Source organism: Pantoea vagans, assembly GCF_004792415.1.
In the GTDB taxonomy this organism is placed as follows: Bacteria; Pseudomonadota; Gammaproteobacteria; order Enterobacterales; family Enterobacteriaceae; genus Pantoea; species Pantoea vagans.
Map to the genome: position 1 here is coordinate 3,483,150 of NZ_CP038853.1, position 18,318 is coordinate 3,501,467.

10 protein-coding genes and 2 pseudogenes are annotated in these 18,318 nt (G+C 45.7%); 4 read left to right on the forward strand and 8 right to left on the reverse strand.

Annotation, left to right across the window (positions count from 1 at the left end; translation table 11 throughout):
- The first annotated feature begins 3 nt into the window (after positions 1-3).
- The gene (locus EGO56_RS16465; protein ID WP_135910233.1) at positions 4-747 is read left to right on the forward strand and encodes a glycosyltransferase family 2 protein; all 744 of its coding nucleotides are present in this window, start codon (positions 4-6) and stop codon (positions 745-747) included.
- 593 nt (positions 748-1,340) lie between these two features.
- Here EGO56_RS16465 and EGO56_RS16470 read toward each other — a convergent pair.
- Positions 1,341-2,831: a hypothetical protein gene (locus tag EGO56_RS16470; RefSeq protein ID WP_135910235.1), complete on the reverse strand. Its 1,491-nt coding sequence runs from the start codon at positions 2,829-2,831 to the stop codon at positions 1,341-1,343.
- A gap of 625 nt (positions 2,832-3,456) precedes the next feature.
- Here EGO56_RS16470 and EGO56_RS22665 point away from each other — a divergent pair.
- A pseudogene (locus EGO56_RS22665) lies at positions 3,457-3,974 on the forward strand (fructose-specific PTS transporter subunit EIIC); the annotation flags it as partial.
- Positions 3,969-4,725: pseudogene (locus EGO56_RS22670) on the forward strand (class II fructose-bisphosphate aldolase); the annotation flags it as partial. The pseudogenes EGO56_RS22665 and EGO56_RS22670, both read left to right, overlap by 6 nt.
- A 118-nt stretch (positions 4,726-4,843) precedes the next feature.
- Here EGO56_RS22670 and EGO56_RS16480 read toward each other — a convergent pair.
- Entirely contained in the window at positions 4,844-5,638 is a 795-nt protein-coding gene (locus EGO56_RS16480) for a CDP-diacylglycerol diphosphatase (protein ID WP_420371901.1), read from the reverse strand.
- Between the two features lie 222 nt (positions 5,639-5,860).
- Here EGO56_RS16480 and EGO56_RS16485 point away from each other — a divergent pair, with 222 nt between their 5' ends.
- Entirely contained in the window at positions 5,861-6,733 is an 873-nt protein-coding gene (locus tag EGO56_RS16485) for a phosphorothioated DNA-binding restriction endonuclease (protein ID WP_135910596.1), read from the forward strand.
- Positions 6,734-7,026: 293 nt separating this feature from the next.
- Here EGO56_RS16485 and symE read toward each other — a convergent pair whose 3' ends face one another.
- From symE to EGO56_RS16515, 6 genes are all read right to left on the reverse strand, one after another.
- Entirely contained in the window at positions 7,027-7,356 is a 330-nt protein-coding gene (symE, locus tag EGO56_RS16490) for an endoribonuclease SymE (RefSeq protein ID WP_135910238.1), read from the reverse strand.
- A gap of 1,077 nt (positions 7,357-8,433) precedes the next feature.
- The gene (locus EGO56_RS16495) at positions 8,434-8,754 is read right to left on the reverse strand and encodes a hypothetical protein (protein WP_135910240.1); all 321 of its coding nucleotides are present in this window, start codon (positions 8,752-8,754) and stop codon (positions 8,434-8,436) included.
- Positions 8,755-8,890: 136 nt separating this feature from the next.
- On the reverse strand, positions 8,891-10,978 hold the full coding sequence (locus tag EGO56_RS16500; RefSeq protein ID WP_135910242.1) for a GmrSD restriction endonuclease domain-containing protein: 2,088 nt from the start codon (positions 10,976-10,978) through the stop codon (positions 8,891-8,893).
- A 135-nt stretch (positions 10,979-11,113) separates the two neighbouring features.
- A complete protein-coding gene (locus tag EGO56_RS16505) occupies positions 11,114-14,362 on the reverse strand; it encodes a type I restriction endonuclease subunit R (protein ID WP_135910244.1) in 3,249 nt (1,082 codons plus the stop codon).
- Positions 14,359-15,741 (reverse strand): restriction endonuclease subunit S, encoded by a 1,383-nt coding sequence (locus EGO56_RS16510; RefSeq protein WP_135910246.1) that lies wholly within the window; start codon positions 15,739-15,741, stop codon positions 14,359-14,361. The genes EGO56_RS16505 and EGO56_RS16510 overlap by 4 nt, the downstream gene beginning before the upstream one ends.
- The gene (locus tag EGO56_RS16515) at positions 15,741-18,101 is read right to left on the reverse strand and encodes a type I restriction-modification system subunit M (RefSeq protein WP_135910247.1); all 2,361 of its coding nucleotides are present in this window, start codon (positions 18,099-18,101) and stop codon (positions 15,741-15,743) included. Before EGO56_RS16515 ends, EGO56_RS16510 begins: the two co-directional genes overlap by 1 nt.
- Between the last annotated feature and the right edge of the window lie 217 nt (positions 18,102-18,318).

The window sequence follows — 18,318 nt, forward strand, 5'->3', positions numbered from 1 at the left end:
ATCATGTCAATTAATATTGTTATCACTATGGCCGGACGGGGCTCGCGGTTTTATGAAGCGGGTTACAATACACCAAAATATGAAATCATGGCCCATGACCGTAGCTTGTTTGAATGGTCTATGCTTTCTTTAAAAAATTTCTTCACACCAGATTGTAAGGTCATTTTTGTATGTCTGCGTGAAAATAAATCATCAGAATTTGTTCTACATCATACGAATGCTCTTGGCCTTGATGATGTTCACATTGTTGAAGTTGAAGAATTGACTGATGGTCAGGCTACCAGTGCTTATTTATCGCGCGAATTTTGGAATCCAGACTGGCCTTTACTAGTTTACAATATTGATACATACGTCAAACCTCATGCACTCACTCCGGCCGATATACGTACAGGATCGGATGGTTGGGTACCTTGTTTTAAGGTTCCAGGAGATCACTGGAGTTTTGTAAAATTAGGAGAGGATGGATGGGCAGTCGATCTTGCTGAAAAGCAGCGTATCTCAGATTATGCTTCTATCGGTTTATACTGGTTCGGTAATGCAGGCCAATATGTAGATCTTTACGACCGTTTTTTCAGCGAGCCACTTAATCTTGTTCGCGGCGAAAAATATATTGCCCCGCTATACCGTCAATTACTGATTGAAGGTGGAAAAGTATCTTTGTCTGACTTACAACTTTCTGATGTTCATGTGTTAGGAACCCCAGCTGAACTCAAGCAGTTCCTGCAATTACCGGCTAATAAATTGTGAAATTTGGAAAGTAAAAAAATAATAATAAAAGGAATCGATAGTAAAAGAAAATATTTCGTAGAGTTATTACCGTAATATACAAATAGTGCAATGGCCTTTAAATTCCAGGCTGCAATTATTCTGTGCATGCGCTATTGCTTTTTCGCCGGTGTCAATTTGACGACAACCGGCGAAATTTTTTAGCTTCTGTTGACCATTATAAAGAAGAAACCTGGTTTTTTTTATAAAAATTTGTTATTTTATAATTTAACAACCTAAGCAGTTATATTCCTAAAACTCATTTTAATTAATCAATGCACTTGCGTTTAAAATAACTTTGACGATTTATACCTTGTGGCTTTTTATTGAATTATTATATTTATCTATCGAATAGTTTATCGAAACGTTGATAAAGGTGACGATTAGCTTTTCGACAATAAAAATGCCGTAATCTATAAAAATTAGTTGTGACATTTTTTAATCTTACCTGAGACCCGATAAAAAATAAGGTAACCTTTTTATCAGTCACCTTACTTAGTAGAGATAAACTAAATTAGCATTAAATCTTCTTTCTTATCAATAATAAACCCCTGCTTTTTGAAATTATTTTGAAGTTAACGGTTATTTTTTTTAGATATAGTTGCCTCTTCAAAACGATATAAGCCAGGCCCTTTACTCGCAATATCATCACCATTCATCGGTATAAATGGGATCCTTTTTGGCGGATTAAAGTATTCTTCATATCCTTCTGGCTTATAAAGTTTATTTACAACCCAATTTTTCTGAAGACTCATACCTAATACCGTCCATGCCCATCCCCAGCGATACTTATATGCATTTTCATTATTAGCAGCAACCAGGTACTTACGAACATTATCAGGGTCAATCCTTGAAAAAGATGAACTCTGCAATACCTGTGATGTAGCGTTAGTAAAGATTGACCATTGTAAATTATTTGATATCTGCCATAAGGATGCTGAAATTATACCTGCACAAATGATAGCCTTATTTATGGATTTAACATTATTGCTAAGTGGTTTATTGTATAAATAATATAATATTGACAACAACATCCATCCACTTGAACCAAATGTTATCAAAAATCTATATTCATACTCTCTTGCAGGATCGGTAAAACTGAAGTCATTAATTGCATGAATTCCAATTAATAACATCCAACTAAAAATAAAAATAAGGAAAATGCAGGTGCAAATGTTTGATAATTTATTTTTTCTCGGATTGCGATTGAGCAATAACTGGCTAAAGAAAAATAATATCAAAGCTATCGTCATCACAACACTTATTTTCGTATTTCCAACCCAAATCTCCGAGGGTTTCAACAGAGTAATGAGCTGTAGAAATGCAGATGTTTGCTCTCCAACAGGGTGTGAATATTGCCAGAACGCAACAAAACCTGACTGGAGCATACCAAACACACCAATCATATATATTAGATATTTTTTATTATCAAAAAACATTCTATCCCGGAAAATTTTAACGCAAACAGCGCCGAGGAAAAAAATACCACCCCATATTATCAGACTTTCATGCGCTCGAAATAAAATAGCGCAAATAACAAAAACTGCAGCATAATCAAAAGAATTTAATCTCAAATTCAATAGCAAGTAATGAATGACAATCCATGATAGGGCCAAAGAGGTGAAAGCCTGATTCAGGATAAACATATCCGATGGAATGGCACATGCTACAAGATTGAAAATTGAAAAATAGAAAACTCTAAAGTCCCCCGCCCTACGACTTAAATAAAAACAGTATAGATAAAAACATAGTGGCATCAGAAAAAGTCCCATGCCAAAGTAAATTCTTAGCGCAGGTAAATCAGTAACACCTGTTTTAAGTGCAATCACTATGGGAAGCTGATTGATAATATTGACGAACAATCTAATGTGTTTTGAATCGTCTGCGACTGGCCAGTTGCTCGTCTTAGTAAGTAACTCAACGAAGAAATTCGCCCCATCAGCATACAGCGCTCTCCCGGTATAAATAGCCTGAACCAGATATGCGGCGTAAATAATAATAGCAGCCATCATCAAAAGCGTTAGTGCCAGTTTTGCCGGACCTTTGCTATATTTATCGGTAATCACATTTCAACCCCTATTCGAAAGAATATTGCCAACATCTATTCCGTTAAAAAAGCTTACGCATAGGTCAATCATTTTATATGGAATGGTAATATTTAGCCACCTCACAATGTGCCTGCCTTCATACTCTTAATCAGCTAAGATAAGAGGATGCATAATCACCCCCATACTAAAGGAGACCCTGTTAGCAATCAAATCATAATAACTGGCTTAACTATCAGAAACGAAGAAACTATGCCCCATTGTAATCCTGCATACGAAGAAACACTGTTTTATTCTTATCCATAAATATCATGCGGCTAACATTTTATCAGATAAATGGAACGTCTAAGGTAATCATGTAGTTATTCATTCAACTACAAAGCTGTCAACCTATGGTCATTGACAATAACCCTTATTAGGGCCGAGCGAGGCCTGAAGAACTGGCCACTTCCGCTCTCAAATCAATAATACCCTTTAGCCACTTTATGTCTGCTTGCAGCGATGTTACTTGCAAATAATGTCTTTGTATCAGCTTAACATTTCTATAAACCTCCCTGAAGATGAGCATTTATCTTAACAGACTATAGGGCATGCAAAGCTTCCCCGAAATCCAAAAAACCGATTGGAGAACACATCACATTTAAGCAGTCAGTCCATCCTAGGCAAAGCGGGCATCGTGGCTAGCGCGGTGGGTGGGATAATGGCGATCTACGCCGGATCCGGCTTTCCCGGCGCGCTGATTGGCGGCTTCCTGGCCGGTTACATCACGCAGCTTATCACCAACCATATTCACCTGCCCAAAGTCGTCGCTGGGTTAAACCTATCTTAATTGCGCCGCTGCTGAGCATGTTGCTGACCGGGGCACTGATGGTGCTGCTGATTGGTGAGCCAATCAAAATGCTGCTCGGCTGGCTGACCACCTTCCTATGTTAGCTGGGTAACATTAACGCGGCGATCCTCGGCCTGCTGTTCTGCTTGATGGTGGCCTTTGATATGGGCGGAGCGCTGAACAAAACCGTCTGAATGTTTGCGATTGGCCTGATGTCGAGCGGCATTTACGGACCGATTGCGGCCTGTATGGCGGCGGGCATGGTGCCGCCGCTGGGCATCGCGCTGGCGACCACCCTCTTCCGCCGCAAGTTTACCGAGCAGGAGCGTGAGACTGACGAGCGACTGGATTCATCGCTGATTCTGGAGATCCATTCTGAAGAGAGGGCGTTTACCGGCCCAGAATTTATCGGCTAGCTGCGAACGCTGGCGATTCAGTCACGTGTGCCGGTGGTGATCCACCTGGACCATGGCCGCACTCTGGAAGAGGTGATGAAAGCGGTCTACGCCGATTTTACTTCGGTGATAATTGACGCCACGTCTCACCCTTTTGAGCAGAACATTGCACTGGCGAAGAAGATTGTAGAGATAGTGCAAACGGTGAATATTTTTGTGGAAGCGGAGCTGGGCACCATCGGTGTGGCGGAAGGCAGCGGCGAAGGCGACAGTAAAGAGATTTCTATACCAATCCGCTAAAGGCTGAGACCTTTGTGAGCGAGACCGGCACCGACACACTGGCGGTAGCTATCAGTACCTCACATGGTCTCTACCCAAAAGGAAAGCAGCCGAAACTGGACATCGAGCGCCTGCAGCAGATCCGTAAAGTGGTTAATATCACGCTGGTGCTGCATGGCGGTTCTGGCAACAAAGATAGCGAGGTTGCGAAGTTAATCCGTTATGGCGTCATTAAAATCAATACCTCCAGCGACATGAAGAAGCTTTTTTCGTGGTGCTGGAGCAGGAGCTGAAGCCTGGGGGACACGAGCCTGATACTCTGTTTGTTGGGACGATGCAGGCCGCTAGTGAAGTCGTTGCGGCAACGATGGCGCTGTTTAGTTCAGCAGGAAAAGCGTCGCTGCATTGGTAAGCCAGTCGCCAGCGCTTAATGGGATATCAGACCCGATGCTCGGGCGATCGTCCTCATAAGCCGGATTCGTGTTATCAGAGGGTTCCATTGCACCAAAGTGGCTGTGTCAGTGCAAAATTCAGGGTGATGAAGTTTGGTTAACCGCAGCTGAAACGTCAGCTGGCGGCGCTGAAAGAATAGCGCAGCGTTTATCCAGTAGCGACTCAACGGACGCCCGGTTGCCCTTATCCCAGCCGCGTCGGGTGGTTAGCAGGATAAACCCCTTTTCTCCCGAGAAAGTCGCCGGGATAAGCGCCACACCAGACTCCGCCAGCTGCGGCGAGGACAGATGGAAATGGTGCGCCACGGAGGAAACAGGATAGATCCCCATCGCCGTCGGTTGCATAACGCGACTGGCATAGTAGGTGTGATTCAGCAAACGGTCCGGCAAGGGTCGCCAGTCATTATGAATAAAGGGGCGCTCGGCCTGAAGCTGGCGATAGACATCTTCCCGCAGGCAGGTCAGATGAATATGTAGTTGATTCTGGCTGCGGCCATAAGCGGAATTCAACGCCATGCCGAGCCGATCCTCAGGTACTTCAGCACCGTAGGCCGCCATCAGACGATAACGCATTAACCAGGCGTAGCCGAAATAATCGGGACCTCCGGGGCGCGACAGCGCAATGCTCTCAATGCCGGACATCGCCACCGTCGGCACCAGAATAAAGTGCAGCCTGTGGCGAGGATTCTGGATAATGCTGTAGCCCTGTGTGCTGTCCTGCGGCAGATAGACTTGCTGGCAGGGTGCCGGATCGCGACGGTAGTGATAGTTATTCATGCAGAGGTCATGCGTGACCGTCCACAGCGCGTCAGAGCGGGCGCATCCCACCAGTAGCAGCGCAATGACCAGCGGCAGAGACCGGCGTCGCCACAATAATTTTCCGTTCAGTGGATTGCGTCCGGTCAGGCGACTCAATGCAGATACAACCTCATCAGCAAGGGTTCATATTGGGGGAGTGTTTATGCAGTTTAGCATGGAGCCGGTGGTGATCTGTTTCAACGGATACAACTCACAGTATGTTCTCGTGAGCATGCATTGAATCTCATACTTTTTAAGAGCATGATCGCAATAATTATCCGTTGCTTAGCCCTGACTATGACTCCAGCCCAATCACTTCAGACTGCCATTTCCGATGTCGCGGTCTGGCGCAAAGGCGATCAATGCGCCCCTCATAAGCCTCTATTGCTGCTCTATGTATTATCCCAATACAGGAAAGGACATTCGCGGCTGTTTAACTATGGAAATGAGATTGACGAGCCGTTAACCAGACTGCTGATTGAGTTTGGTCCGAAAAGGCGTGAGTACTATCCCAATATGCCTTTCTGGCGGTTGAGAACAGATGGGTTCTGGACGCTCGAAAACTCAGAGAACTGCAGACCTCGTAAAGGAAACATCCAGCCGACTAAGCGCGAGCTGATTGAAAATCAGGTTAGCGGCGGATTTGATGAGGATAATTATCAAACGCTGCAAAAAAATCCAGCCCTGATCGACAAACTGGCGCAGCAGATTCTGACTGAGCGCTTTCCCGAGACTCTCCAGATTAAACTGGCCGAACTGTTAGGCTTCGATTTAGTCACGCTGATGAGAACTCGCAACCCTCGCTTTCGCGACATGATTTTACGGGCTTATCACTCACAATGCGCCATTTGCGGGTATGACTTGCGACTGGATGGTGCGCTGGTCGGACTTGAGGCGGCGCACATACGCTGGAAGCAATATGGTGGACCATGTGAAGTCAATAACGGACTGGCCCTCTGCTCCGTACACCATTCTGCATTCGACAAAGGTGCTATCGGCATTGATGAAAACCTGAATATTCAGATATCAGGTGGGGTCAATCGTAGCCCCATTGTTGACCAGCTTTTCTGGGCGCTTGAAGGACACAGGCTTCATCTGCCTAAAGATAAAGTGCTGTGGCCTGCTGAGCGATTTATTGAGTGGCATCAGACACAGGTATTTAAAGCCTGAGGGCATAAAAGCCGCCTCAGCATCACGTTAATTATGCAGAGGTCAAATGTCGGAAGAGGCTGAATATTCTCTTTTATCAAAGAATGGTTTGCTGGCGCATTCACTTTGTATGAAGTCGATATAACGTTGACGTCGGGTATAGTATTCCTTTGCAGTCGGACATTCAGGCGTCAGTCTGCAATGCGTTAAACGTGGCCAACTGTGAAGAAAGTCCGGCAACAGATATGCTGGTAGAACTATTCTGGTCCTGATAGTTAACCGCTCCCGATACGATGTCGGGAGCGGCTTCTCATTCAGACGAGTTTCTGTTTACCGGATATAACCTGAATAAACTCCTGCACCTGCTTTTGTTTCCGCGCCGACAGTTTGCACACCTGGCGCAGCGACTGCATCAGTTCGCTCTCCTGTCGGGCGGTGAGCACAATACAACCTTCCATTACCTTTACTTCTACGGCTGTGCCTGTGGCAAAACCGGCTGCTTCCAGCCATTGCCCTTTCATGGTGATGGCTGGAATCCGGCTGTAATCCGGATAGCGACTCGCGTAGCCAACAGTCAATTGACGGTTATTTGCCGGGGAGACTTCTGGTTCAGACGGTTGTGCAATAGAATGGGCGTCAGTCATGATTACTATTCCTTCTAAATAGTGATTGTGATTAGCGGCGCGGGTGTGTTGCAGCACATCCGCACCGCGCTAAATACCTGTATATATCATCAGGAAAGAGAAGAAAAGTCCAGCTTAAAACAGCCTTGAATAAGCTATTTATAAAATCATTTGAATATAAATATTAAGGTTTATCTGGCAGGAAATAATAAGTCTCGCGCCAGCCAAGTGCGCAGGTAAATAATGATCAGGAGTTTTTCCGCGAGGATCTTTTAACTGTACTCACTGCACGTTCGGCCTTGGTTATTTTTCAGCAACGCGGCGACGCTTTTTTCTCAGTGTAATAAAATTTTCCGATACAAGACCCGGATACACACGAAGGTTACTCCGCTTTACGTTTTCTATTCACATATAATCTTCGATTATCCAGTCATTCTGCTATAGTGCAAACGATTTGGATTATCTTAACGTAGCACCATTTACGAAGTGGCTATAAATATCCCGCATGTAAGCATTTAATTGTGACATGAGTTCTCTCTGAGACCGATCAACCATCCAGTCTTTACCTGCAGGAACGAGGGCTTCCCTGGAAATCATTTTACAGGCCCCCGGTTACGGTAAGCACCATTGCCAGAGAACACGAGGAACGTACCTAAATCCGAAAGGGACAGCAGTGAGTAGTACGCATCATTGATGATGAACTTTCCATTTAAAGCCATAGATAATCCTTATATCTATAATCTTCAGTGCTTCTATACTACGCCTTTGAAATCAGTATGAGGAATGATTTTATATGGAAAAAAAATTGAAATTTTGGAATAGAGCAACTATGTTAGTGAAGAGTTAATAGAGAGGCGGAGAACTTGTAAAATACGTCACGCACAGATAAAAAATTCATGAGCCTTTTAACATTACAATTAATGATTTATATTTTTTATTAGCTTTAGAAAAGCTCCGACCTCATCAGGCAACTACCGAATCATTATTAAAATATCGATTATCTGACAGGAATGATATAAAACACTATCGCACTCCCGTCAGCTGAACCTACTCTTAACCTCGAGGCTTAAGTAGCCTTTAAATTAAAATGCTAATGATTTATTTTTGAATTATTAACACCCAGTAGGTTTTTGCTAAATCCTCTGGGTTCGGCGGCATTTTACCAGATTTCATTGAGGATAAAGCTGACATATCTGACTGCTCCAGAACATGCGTAACTTTCCAGCCTGCTTTTGACAAAGCAGGTACTGAGCCAGAGATATCGCTACCACATGAAAACTGAGTATTATCAGACAAAGTTGCTGCACTATTGGATTGAGGCAGTGAGGCCGAACGACAGACGTGCGCCTCCTCAGCTAAAACAGTGGTAGAAAAGAGACCCAAAGCAAAAATAGAGGCTAAAAATTTTAATGTTAGCATAAGAAAAGCTCCTTTACAGAATCGTAGATGTAATCAGGTAACTAAATTAAGGAAATATTCTTATCGATTAATATTTCCTTCCCTTTATTTTGCAAAGCAAATACACGAAACTTTCCAGCTCGTGAATTTTTAAAAACTAGTTATCCATTTGACGTTCAAATGCCTGCGTTACTAGAGACATTACATAAGGTAAATCTTCCAGCTTCTCGAATCCAATCTCAACATCACCATTTCCCCATCGACCCATATTAGAGACATCCCGGCATAATCCACGCGGATCATTAATTTCAGCAAACGGAATATTCAGTGAAAGATGCAGTCGCTTTGCCTGCGGCACGACATCCACAAAATTTACTTCAGCCTTATAGGCAACATAAAGCTTCAGGAAAACCTCTGTGACGCATGGGTCAAGCGCCAGCGTTGCTTTACGGAATGCTTCGAACAACTCATGAACATGTTTTTTCATAAGGTGGGGATGGTCTTTTAAGCCATAGGAAATATTACCTTCACTTTTATGTTGGTAATTTTTTAGCGAATCTGCGGGAAGACTGGCACTTGGCCAGACATGACTTGCCTGCTCTGCCATCTTTTTCGCTCTGGCTATAATCGTCTCTTCATTCCATTCGCTAAGAGCAGCAAGCCCGTCATTCAGGCGCAAATGACTAAATTTAAATCCCCCATCCATATCACGCTTATCAGCGAATGAGCGATTGCTATATTCAGAGTTATAACCCGTTAGTGTCAGATTCCCCAGTGAATGCCGCCATGTTTCCCATACACGCTGCCATTCATCTCCTAACTCAACTTTCCACGCAGTTGGTACTTTGTCAATCTGGTTATCACACTGTGGCATGATGTGTTCAATGGTATATTCATCAACCGGGATAGGTTCTTTATGGTTATGATTTTCGAGTTTTCTAAGCCAGTAGCTACGACTTCTGAAGTTATAGAGATCGCGTGTTTGTATATCTCTTTTAAACTCCTCATCGGTCGGGAATCGACGATAAGATGGCAGCAATATAAACGCCGCTTTTAAACTTTCCAGATATCTTTCTTTATAAAAGCTTTTACTCAACCCAGCGAAAGTTTTGTTCATTGAGTTTGTTGGGATAGCACATACTGCCCGACGAAAAACATAGCTTTCTATCAAACGCAAAGCTTCCGAAAAGTCATTTAATTTCAGAACATTCAGTTGGTAGTCATCATAGAGTTCCAGCATAAGAGGATAGGCAACATCCATCCTTAACTCACGAATGTTATGGAATATCTCTTTAAGCTGTTTGTTTTTCTCAATACCTAATGCAATCGCACAATAGTAAGTGGCATATTTATGTATCTCTGCAACTGCAATTTCAACAGGCTGTCTGTTGCGACAGAAGTACTCTTTAAATGCATCATAAATACCATCAATCTTAGGGATATCTCCCGTCTTTACCGTCAGGTAGTGACGCATAAAAGCATCAAATTGCTCAGAATAAGCTTCCTGACCAAACAGAAGCTCCATCTTACGCCAGTGATCATTATACAACATCGTCTGACGCTCGTTTTCCAGCCCCATGAGGATGTAATTGCGGATAAGATCGGCCTGACTTAATTTTTTCCCCGTGGAGTTCATACTTTCAAAGATAAGCTGTGGGTTATCATGATCGCGCTGAAGAGAAATATCGACCACGATGAGTTTACTCAGCCCTTTACAGACAATATCCAGCAGTTCCTTATTTCTCAACCTTTCTCTGAAATACTCAAAATTTTCTGATACGCGTAAAGAAACATTCTCTGGCTGAGGTTTTCCATCAATAATAGCGCGTAACGTGTCGTTGTCAGTTTTAGATAGAATGAGTTTATAGCGCTTCTCGCCTGACAATAAGGGGTTGGTTAAATAGAAACCCCGTAACTGAGCTTGATTGAACCCTTCAATAAATTCTTCATCGCCTACAGCTTCGGCTAAAGCTGCGATTAACAATGAGACTGTAGTGATGCGCTGTTGACCATCAATGATCAACAAGGGTGACTGAGAAGTCACCGAATAAAGTCCGTTTTCGATATAGACTACGGAACCGATAAAATGTCCTTGATTATTCTCATCTCTTCCACAGCGAAGAATATCATCCCAAAGCTGTTCGCACTCCTTCAGACTCCATGAATAAATACGCTGATAGATCGGGATAACTAGCTGAGGCGCTGTCTGCAGAAAGTTGAGCAACTTGGCTTCTTTTGCCTTCATCCTTAAATTTCCTTGTTAACTATCTTAATTACAAAAGATGGTTATAACTAAATCCATAATAATTATGAGGCGAAAAGCAACAAGAGAAATACATTCCTTATCACTTAAACACCCCACTCATCGCCGACTTAAAAATTATGCCCCTTTCAACATATCAAACACCACCCGAGCAAAGCCCTTCGCCAGTTCAGGGTTAGAGAGATATTGCACCATCATCTCCTGCTGGGCGTCGTTGCTGTCCATAACAGCATCATCAATGGCTTTAGGGAAATCACCTAACATCGCCTGTTCGCGCGTATTATTCGCAATCTGGGTCATCACAGACTGGTTTTCTGACAGCTTGTCACGCACCGCGAAGGCATAATTGATCATGTCTTTATCGGTGAGATTATCGGTGACAAATAGCTCATTAAGGCGAGACAGAATATTCGACAGAAACTCTTCTTTCTTGTCCTTCGGCTTCGCTGTACCGACATCATTCCCCGGCTTGATTTTGTATTCTTCAGCATCCTCTTGCAGCTTCAGGTGCTGTTCGTGAAGCTTAGACAGGCGATAATGGCTCATCTCCACGTTGCTTAAATCAATCTCATCTTCTTCGATACGCTGTTCATGCAGCAACGGACGTAGGTGACGAGCAAACAGGCTCAGCTTCTCCAGGTTCTTGTCGTCGTAATCGACGATTTGCGACATAAACTCGTAAAAGCGGACAAAGCTGCCGAGATCTTTTTTGAAGATATCCAGCTTACTTTTTTCTTTCTCGCAGTCCTTAAAGGTGTTTTCTGCATTGGTGATCAGCACAACATCGCCGGTCTTCTTAGTGCGTTCAAATATCTCTTTAGCCAGCACATAGGCATCAATCGCCGAGGTATAGCGATGCTTCCAGCGTTCCACCGCAGGTTTGCAGATATTGCTAATGGCTGCGTTGGATTTGTTTTTGCTAAAGAACGCGTCACAGAACTGCTCCACTTCGTTCCACAGGAAAATACCGCTGGTACGCAGCTTTTCAAAAAGCTCAAAGACCAACTGCGGATCGCTGACGTCCATCAGCTCTGCTGTCTGGTAGTACGGCTGGAAAGCCTTCAAAATCTCGTCAGGTTCGTTGTAGAAATCGAGCACAAAGGTGCCGGACTGCGCCTTCCCTGGATAGGTACGGTTCAGGCGCGAAAGCGTCTGTACGCACTCCACGCCGCCCAGCTTTTTATCCACATACATGGCGCACAGCTTGGGCTGGTCAAAACCAGTCTGGAATTTGTTGGCCACCAGCATCACCTGGTAGTCGTCAGTATCAAACGCTGTACGCATATCCCGGCCTTTCAGTCCGGGGTTCATGTTTATCTCAGTGAATTTCTGGTTGAGCAGCGCAAGGCTGTTGTGGTCATCTTCATGGAATTCCACTTCCCCGGAGAACGCCACCATTGCGCTGATCTTGTCGTAATTTTGCTGGGCGATGTATTTATCGAACGCCAGCTTGTAGCGTACCGCCGCCTTACGCGAACTGGTCACCACCATCGCTTTCGCCTGACCGGCCAGTAAGTGCATCACATGCTTACGAAAGTGCTCAACAATCACCTTCACTTTCTGCGACACGTTATGATCGTGTAGCGACACCCACTGGTTAAGTTTGATCTTCGCTTTCTTGCTGTCCACTTCCCGGTCAGGATCGTCCAGCTTTTGCAGCAGCTTGTACGCCACCTTGTAGTTGGTGTAATTCTTCAGCACATCGAGAATAAAGCCTTCCTCGATTGCCTGACGCATGGAGTAAACGTGGAACGCTTCCGGTTTGTTCGTTTTCGACGCCGGTTCCAGCGGATGAGGACGACGACCAAACAACTCCAGTGTTTTGGCTTTCGGCGTGGCGGTGAAGGCGTAATAGCTAAGGTTGTTGCTGCCTTTACGCGCGGCAACGGTGGCATCCAGAATATCTTCTGAAGATATCTCCACATCGTCATCCGCCTCTTCGGTCATCAGCACTTCTTTCAGCTGACGCGCCGTAGAGCCGCTCTGCGAGGAGTGCGCTTCATCGGCAATCACCGCGTATTTACGCTGCTTGAGGCTGACGCTGTTTTCAATCGCTTTCAGGACAAACGGGAAGGTCTGAATGGTGACGATAATGATCGGCTGCGAATTTTCCAGCGCGCTGGCCAGCTTCTCCGATTTAGAGCCGTCACCTTCTTTGTTATTGATACGCCCGACCACGCCATCCTGATGTTCGAACTGATAGATGGTGTCCTGCAGCTGATCGTCAAGCACGGTGCGGTCCGTCACCACAATCACCGAGTGGAACTGCTTCTCGCCATTTTCATCGTACAGGCGGGAAAGCTGGTGGGCCGTCCAGGCGATAGAGTTCGATTTTCCCGACCCCGCACTGTGCTGAATCAGGTATTTATTGCCGGTGCCTTCCACTGTGGCGGCGGTGATCAGTTTGTTCACCACGTCCCACTGGTGATAGCGCGGGAAAATCAGGCTCTCGGTTTTGTACTTAAGGCCAATAGCGTTTTCTTTTTCGACGATTTGCAGGTGCACGAAGCTCGCGAGAATTTTCAGCAGATTGTCCGGCAACAGCACCTCATTCCACAGGTAGCTGGTGGCGTAGTCGTTGGTATCTTCCGGGATGTCATTGCCCGCGCCGCCGTCATGAGTCCCTTTGTTAAACGGCAGGAAGAAAGTTTTATCGCCATCGAGTTTGGTCGCCATAAACACTTCGTACTGGCTGACGGCAAAGTGCACCAGCGCGCCGCGTTTAAAAGTCAGCAGCGGCTCGGGTTTATTAGTGCCCGGGTCCTTTGGCAAACGCGTTTTCTTATACTGAGTAATGGCGTTTTGCACTGTCTGTTTAAATTCAGACTTCAGTTCCAGGGTCGCTATTGGCAGGCCATTAACGAACAACACCAGGTCGATCCGCCATTTCTTCGCCTTAACGCCCGTTTCTTCAAATGCGGCGCTCGACGCATGTGGGCTGTAAACCAGCTCCGGCACGATGCGGCAGACATTATGTTTGTAGCGCGTCAAGGTTTCCGGATTGAGGTTATGTTCCGGCTTAAACTGGCACAGGGAAAAACGCGCATTATGGTTTTTGATGCCATGACGCAGCACGCCAAGCGTGCCATAAGTGCGCGACAGCATATCGGTGGCGTTGATGTCCGCTTTTTTCAGCTGCGCCACCAGCGCATCGAGGAAGTGACGCTCGGTATCGGTAGGATAAATTTTGGCAAATTTCTCCCACTCCTGCGGCTGCGTAGTCTGCACAAAGGTCAGCGCATCCTGCGAGTACAGCGCGCGTTCGCGATCGTAGCCGTCGGTTTTGCCACAAGTCCAACCTCGATCGAGCATCTGCGCGATCATTTCATCCTGGAAAACCAGCTCTTTGGTGCTATCCATGCTCATGCGGTGGCCTCCTGTGGCTCCTCAATGTCCTGCGTGTCAGGGGCAACCCAATCACGGACGTCGATTTTTCCGGTGACGGCGGCAGAGATAAGGGCGGTGCGTCGTTCCTGGAGTAAAGAGACTTGCAATAATGCCCTATCAATTAATTGATTATAAGACTCATTCATCCTGTCGACATAAAGCAAAATACGGCTAATTTCATTCATTGGTGGTACGGGCAGATATATTGACTCAATACCTTCACTGGAAATATTTGGTTGATTTGTAACTGTCATATTATTTACAAAATGAGCCAAAAACGCTGATGATTGTGTTGAAATCAAAATATATCTCGCCATATTTTTACTCCTAACCATCATAAAACCGACCCTTTGATTAACAAGGGGGGCACTGTCATCATCAAGTAATGTAACTTTTATGCCGCCAGATATAACCGGACGAGTCATTGCAAAGACCAATGCCCCATTGGGGGCAAGATATTCTTTATGCGTAAATGAAAAGCTGGGGGGTAAGAAAGATGAGTCCCCCCAATCAAAACTAAGGTGAGAAACGTTGGATATCTTAATTACAGGATAACCTTCATCGGTAAAGTCAGTGCTTTTAAAAGCGAATCCACCAATGACTTTACCAAAATGCTTGATGCGTTTAACTTCCCAATGCTCCGGCACATCCCCCAGCCACTCAACACCAGAATCTTTCATCTGCACATCAGGGTCTAGTCCTTTGGTGACGGCATGGCTAATCACTGCCTGACGTTTTTCTTTCAGCAGTTCAATCAACTGCTGTTGCTTCTCGATCAGGTTATCGATTTTTGCGGTTTCGTGCTTGAGAAAATTTACTATTATTGATTGTTCTTTTTTACCTGGAAGCCCAAATTTAAAATTATTTAGAAGTTCTGAAGGTACCCTCTTCAATCCACCAGCACCGGTCATAGCACCTTCAGCGATGGACATGAAGTTATCTTCCTGAAGACGATAAAATAAAAAATTATTGTTTATAATATCGTTACAACGTAAAATATAAATTTCAGAAGAGCCAAAGCCTATACCGTTATGCAAATCATGCGCAACGACCATGTTTTTATTTTCGAAGCATGGAGTAACTTTTGCAATTAAGATGTCTTCATTTTCAAAATATGTATATCCATTATATACATCGGAGACATCTTTTACTTCATCTAAAGATAAGGAGTTGAATTTGAGCTTTTCCATCGGAATAAAGCTACACATCCCTTTCATTTTTTCTATGCTAATACATGACTTAGAGGGATTTATTTGAGCTACATGTTTTATTGCTAACGTTGTCCAATGATCTGGAATTTCCCCCAGCCACTCAACCCCAGAATCCTTATACTCCGGATACGCCTTATACTTAGCCATCAGGAATGTACCTCCTGCAGCAGCTTCATAATCTCGGCGCTGACCGCATCCAGATCGGCATCAATCTCTTCGAGCGGGCGCGGTGGTTGATAGACGTAGAAATGGCGGTTAAACGGGATCTCGTAACCGACAATCCCCACCTCGCCATCTTTCGCATCACGTTTATCGGCGTTGATCCACGCGTCATTCACGTGCGGCAGCACTTCTGCTTTGAAGTAATTTTCAATCAAGTCGCTGGTAGGCACCGCCGGGTTCAGCGGCACGTTTTCGTTATCACGCAGGTCTCCGTCTTGTTCAAACTCGACCACTTTGCCTTTGTATTCAAACGCACCGTACAGCGGCTGAGCGGCTTCTTTCAGCGTCTTCTTCACCACCGGTTCGGCATCCGGGTTTTTGGTGGTGATGGCATCGATAAACTGCTTGTTCTCTTTCGCGTCCAGCTTCACGCCAGCGGTTTTGATGGCCCCTTTCAGGGTTAGCTGGAACTGGTTGAAGTCATTGCTCACCAGCGTTTTGCCACCCGCCTGCGTACCCAGAGCCGTCTGAATCTGCTGCGCCTTTTCCATTAACCCGCGCTGCGCCAGCCACAGCTTGCTGTCGAGCAGGTCTTTAATCTGCTTCTCTTTCAGCTCGGCAAATTCGGCTTTGATGATGGCGCGCGCTTCGGCTTCCAGTTCGGAGAAATCACCATAGGTATCCTCATGCCATTGGGAAGAGAACTCTTCATACAGGCGTTCCATCGGTGCGTTAAACGGCTTCGGCGCAAAGCGCAGCGTCGCAATGGATTCATCTGTCACCTGAGCAGATAACCGCAGCGGACGCTCAATGGTCAGGCGGCGATAACCAAAGTCGGTGCTGCTAAAGATTTTGCTGGCAAAGGTTTTCGGCGCTTCGGTTTTGGCCGTAGCTGACTGACGCCCACGGCTGGATTTTTGCTCGGCGGCTTTTTCCAGACCCAGTTCTTCCAGAGTGGTGGCATCCACCACCTCAAAATCACCGAAGGTCTGGGTGATCAGTTTGATATCGTCTTTGCCCATCAGATTACGTTTGGAACCCAGCGATTTACGCATTTTGCCGCACAGGTTGGTGCCATCAATCAGCTGCACTTTGCCCTTACGCTCGGCTCCTTTCTTATTCGACAAAATCCATACATAAGTAGCAATACCGGTGTTGTAGAACATGTCCGTCGGCAGCGCGACAATCCCTTCCAGCAAATCGGCTTCCAGAATGTAGCGACGGATTTCGCTCTCACCGCTGCCCGCACCACCGGTAAACAGTGGGGAACCGTTAAGGATAATCCCGATACGCCCGCCGTTGCTCACGGTGCCATCCACGTTGTGGTTGTCGCGCATTTTGCTGATCAGGTGCATCAGGAACAGTAGCGAGCCGTCGGAAACACGCGGCAGGCCCGGACCAAAGCGACCGCTAAAGCCTTTCTGCGTATGTTCGTCGTTAATCTCGCCCTCAATCTTCTTCCAGTCCACGCCAAACGGCGGGTTAGAAAGCATGTAGTCAAACTGGTCCTGCGGCAGCTGGTCGTTAGAGAGAGTGTTACCCAGCTTAATTCGGCTGACATCCTGACCTTTGATCAGCATATCGGCTTTACAGATTGCGTAGGATTCCGGATTCAGCTCCTGGCCAAAGGCACGCATCACCGCGTTAGGGTTCAGCTCGTGCACATATTCCATGCCTGAAGAGAGGAAGCCGCCGGTCCCGGCCGTTGGGTCGTAAATGGTGCGGATGATACCGTCCTGCGTCAGCGCTTCATCATCTTCCATAAACACCAGCGAAGTGGTCAGACGCACGATATCGCGTGGGGTAAAGTGCTCACCGGCGGTCTCGTTGGAGCTTTCCGCAAAACGACGGATAAGCTCTTCAAACACCAGCCCCATATCATGGTTGGAAATTGCTTTCGGGCTAAGGTCAGTCGTAGCGAATTTTTTCACCACTTTAAACAGCAGGTTGGCATCTTCCAGCAGGCCGACAAACTCGCTGAATTTGAAGTGTTCGAAGATTTCACGCGCATCCGCTGAAAACGCCTGCACGTAGCTTTCCAGGTTGGCTTTGATGTCATTCTGCCCCATTTTGCCCAAATCCATCTTCGAGGTGTTGAAGAAGGAAAATGTGCTGGTACGCAGCAGAAACTTCTCTTTCGCATCTTCCGGCAGCGGGCTGGTTTTTAATTCATCATATTTCGCCACCACCGCGTCTTTGGTCTCCGCCAGCACACATTCAAGACGACGTAGCAGCGTAAAAGGGAGGATCACGCGCCCGTACTGAGACTGTTTGAAATCACCGCGCAGTAGGTCAGCGACAGACCAGATAAAGGCAGCCGTTTGCGAAAAATTTTTGTCAGACATAGGAATTCCGGAAAAACATTGAATACGCAACCTACCGCATGTGGTCGACAGCCTGTCGAAACGGCAAACGGAGGGCAATAAATGAGATGGGTAAAATCATACATCGCATGCGCTCAAGCACAAGCATCAACTTTCCCTCAGTAAAACTTCCGCTTAGCTTCAGGAATCCCCTGCAAAACTAATACTTCTCTTTAAATTCACCAGCCAAGGTCGCGGC

What these genes read in the sequence shown, in the direction of transcription:
- EGO56_RS16465 (WP_135910233.1), top strand. Translation starts at nt 4, where the DNA reads ATGTCAATTAATATTGTTATCACTATGGCCGGACGGGGCTCGCGGTTT.
- EGO56_RS16485 (WP_135910596.1), top strand. Translation starts at nt 5,861, where the DNA reads ATGACTCCAGCCCAATCACTTCAGACTGCCATTTCCGATGTCGCGGTC.
- symE (WP_135910238.1), bottom strand. Translation starts at nt 7,356, where the DNA reads ATGACTGACGCCCATTCTATTGCACAACCGTCTGAACCAGAAGTCTCC.
- EGO56_RS16495 (WP_135910240.1), bottom strand. Translation starts at nt 8,754, where the DNA reads ATGCTAACATTAAAATTTTTAGCCTCTATTTTTGCTTTGGGTCTCTTT.
- EGO56_RS16500 (WP_135910242.1), bottom strand. Translation starts at nt 10,978, where the DNA reads ATGAAGGCAAAAGAAGCCAAGTTGCTCAACTTTCTGCAGACAGCGCCT.
- EGO56_RS16505 (WP_135910244.1), bottom strand. Translation starts at nt 14,362, where the DNA reads ATGAGCATGGATAGCACCAAAGAGCTGGTTTTCCAGGATGAAATGATC.
- EGO56_RS16510 (WP_135910246.1), bottom strand. Translation starts at nt 15,741, where the DNA reads ATGGCTAAGTATAAGGCGTATCCGGAGTATAAGGATTCTGGGGTTGAG.
- EGO56_RS16515 (WP_135910247.1), bottom strand. Translation starts at nt 18,101, where the DNA reads ATGTCTGACAAAAATTTTTCGCAAACGGCTGCCTTTATCTGGTCTGTC.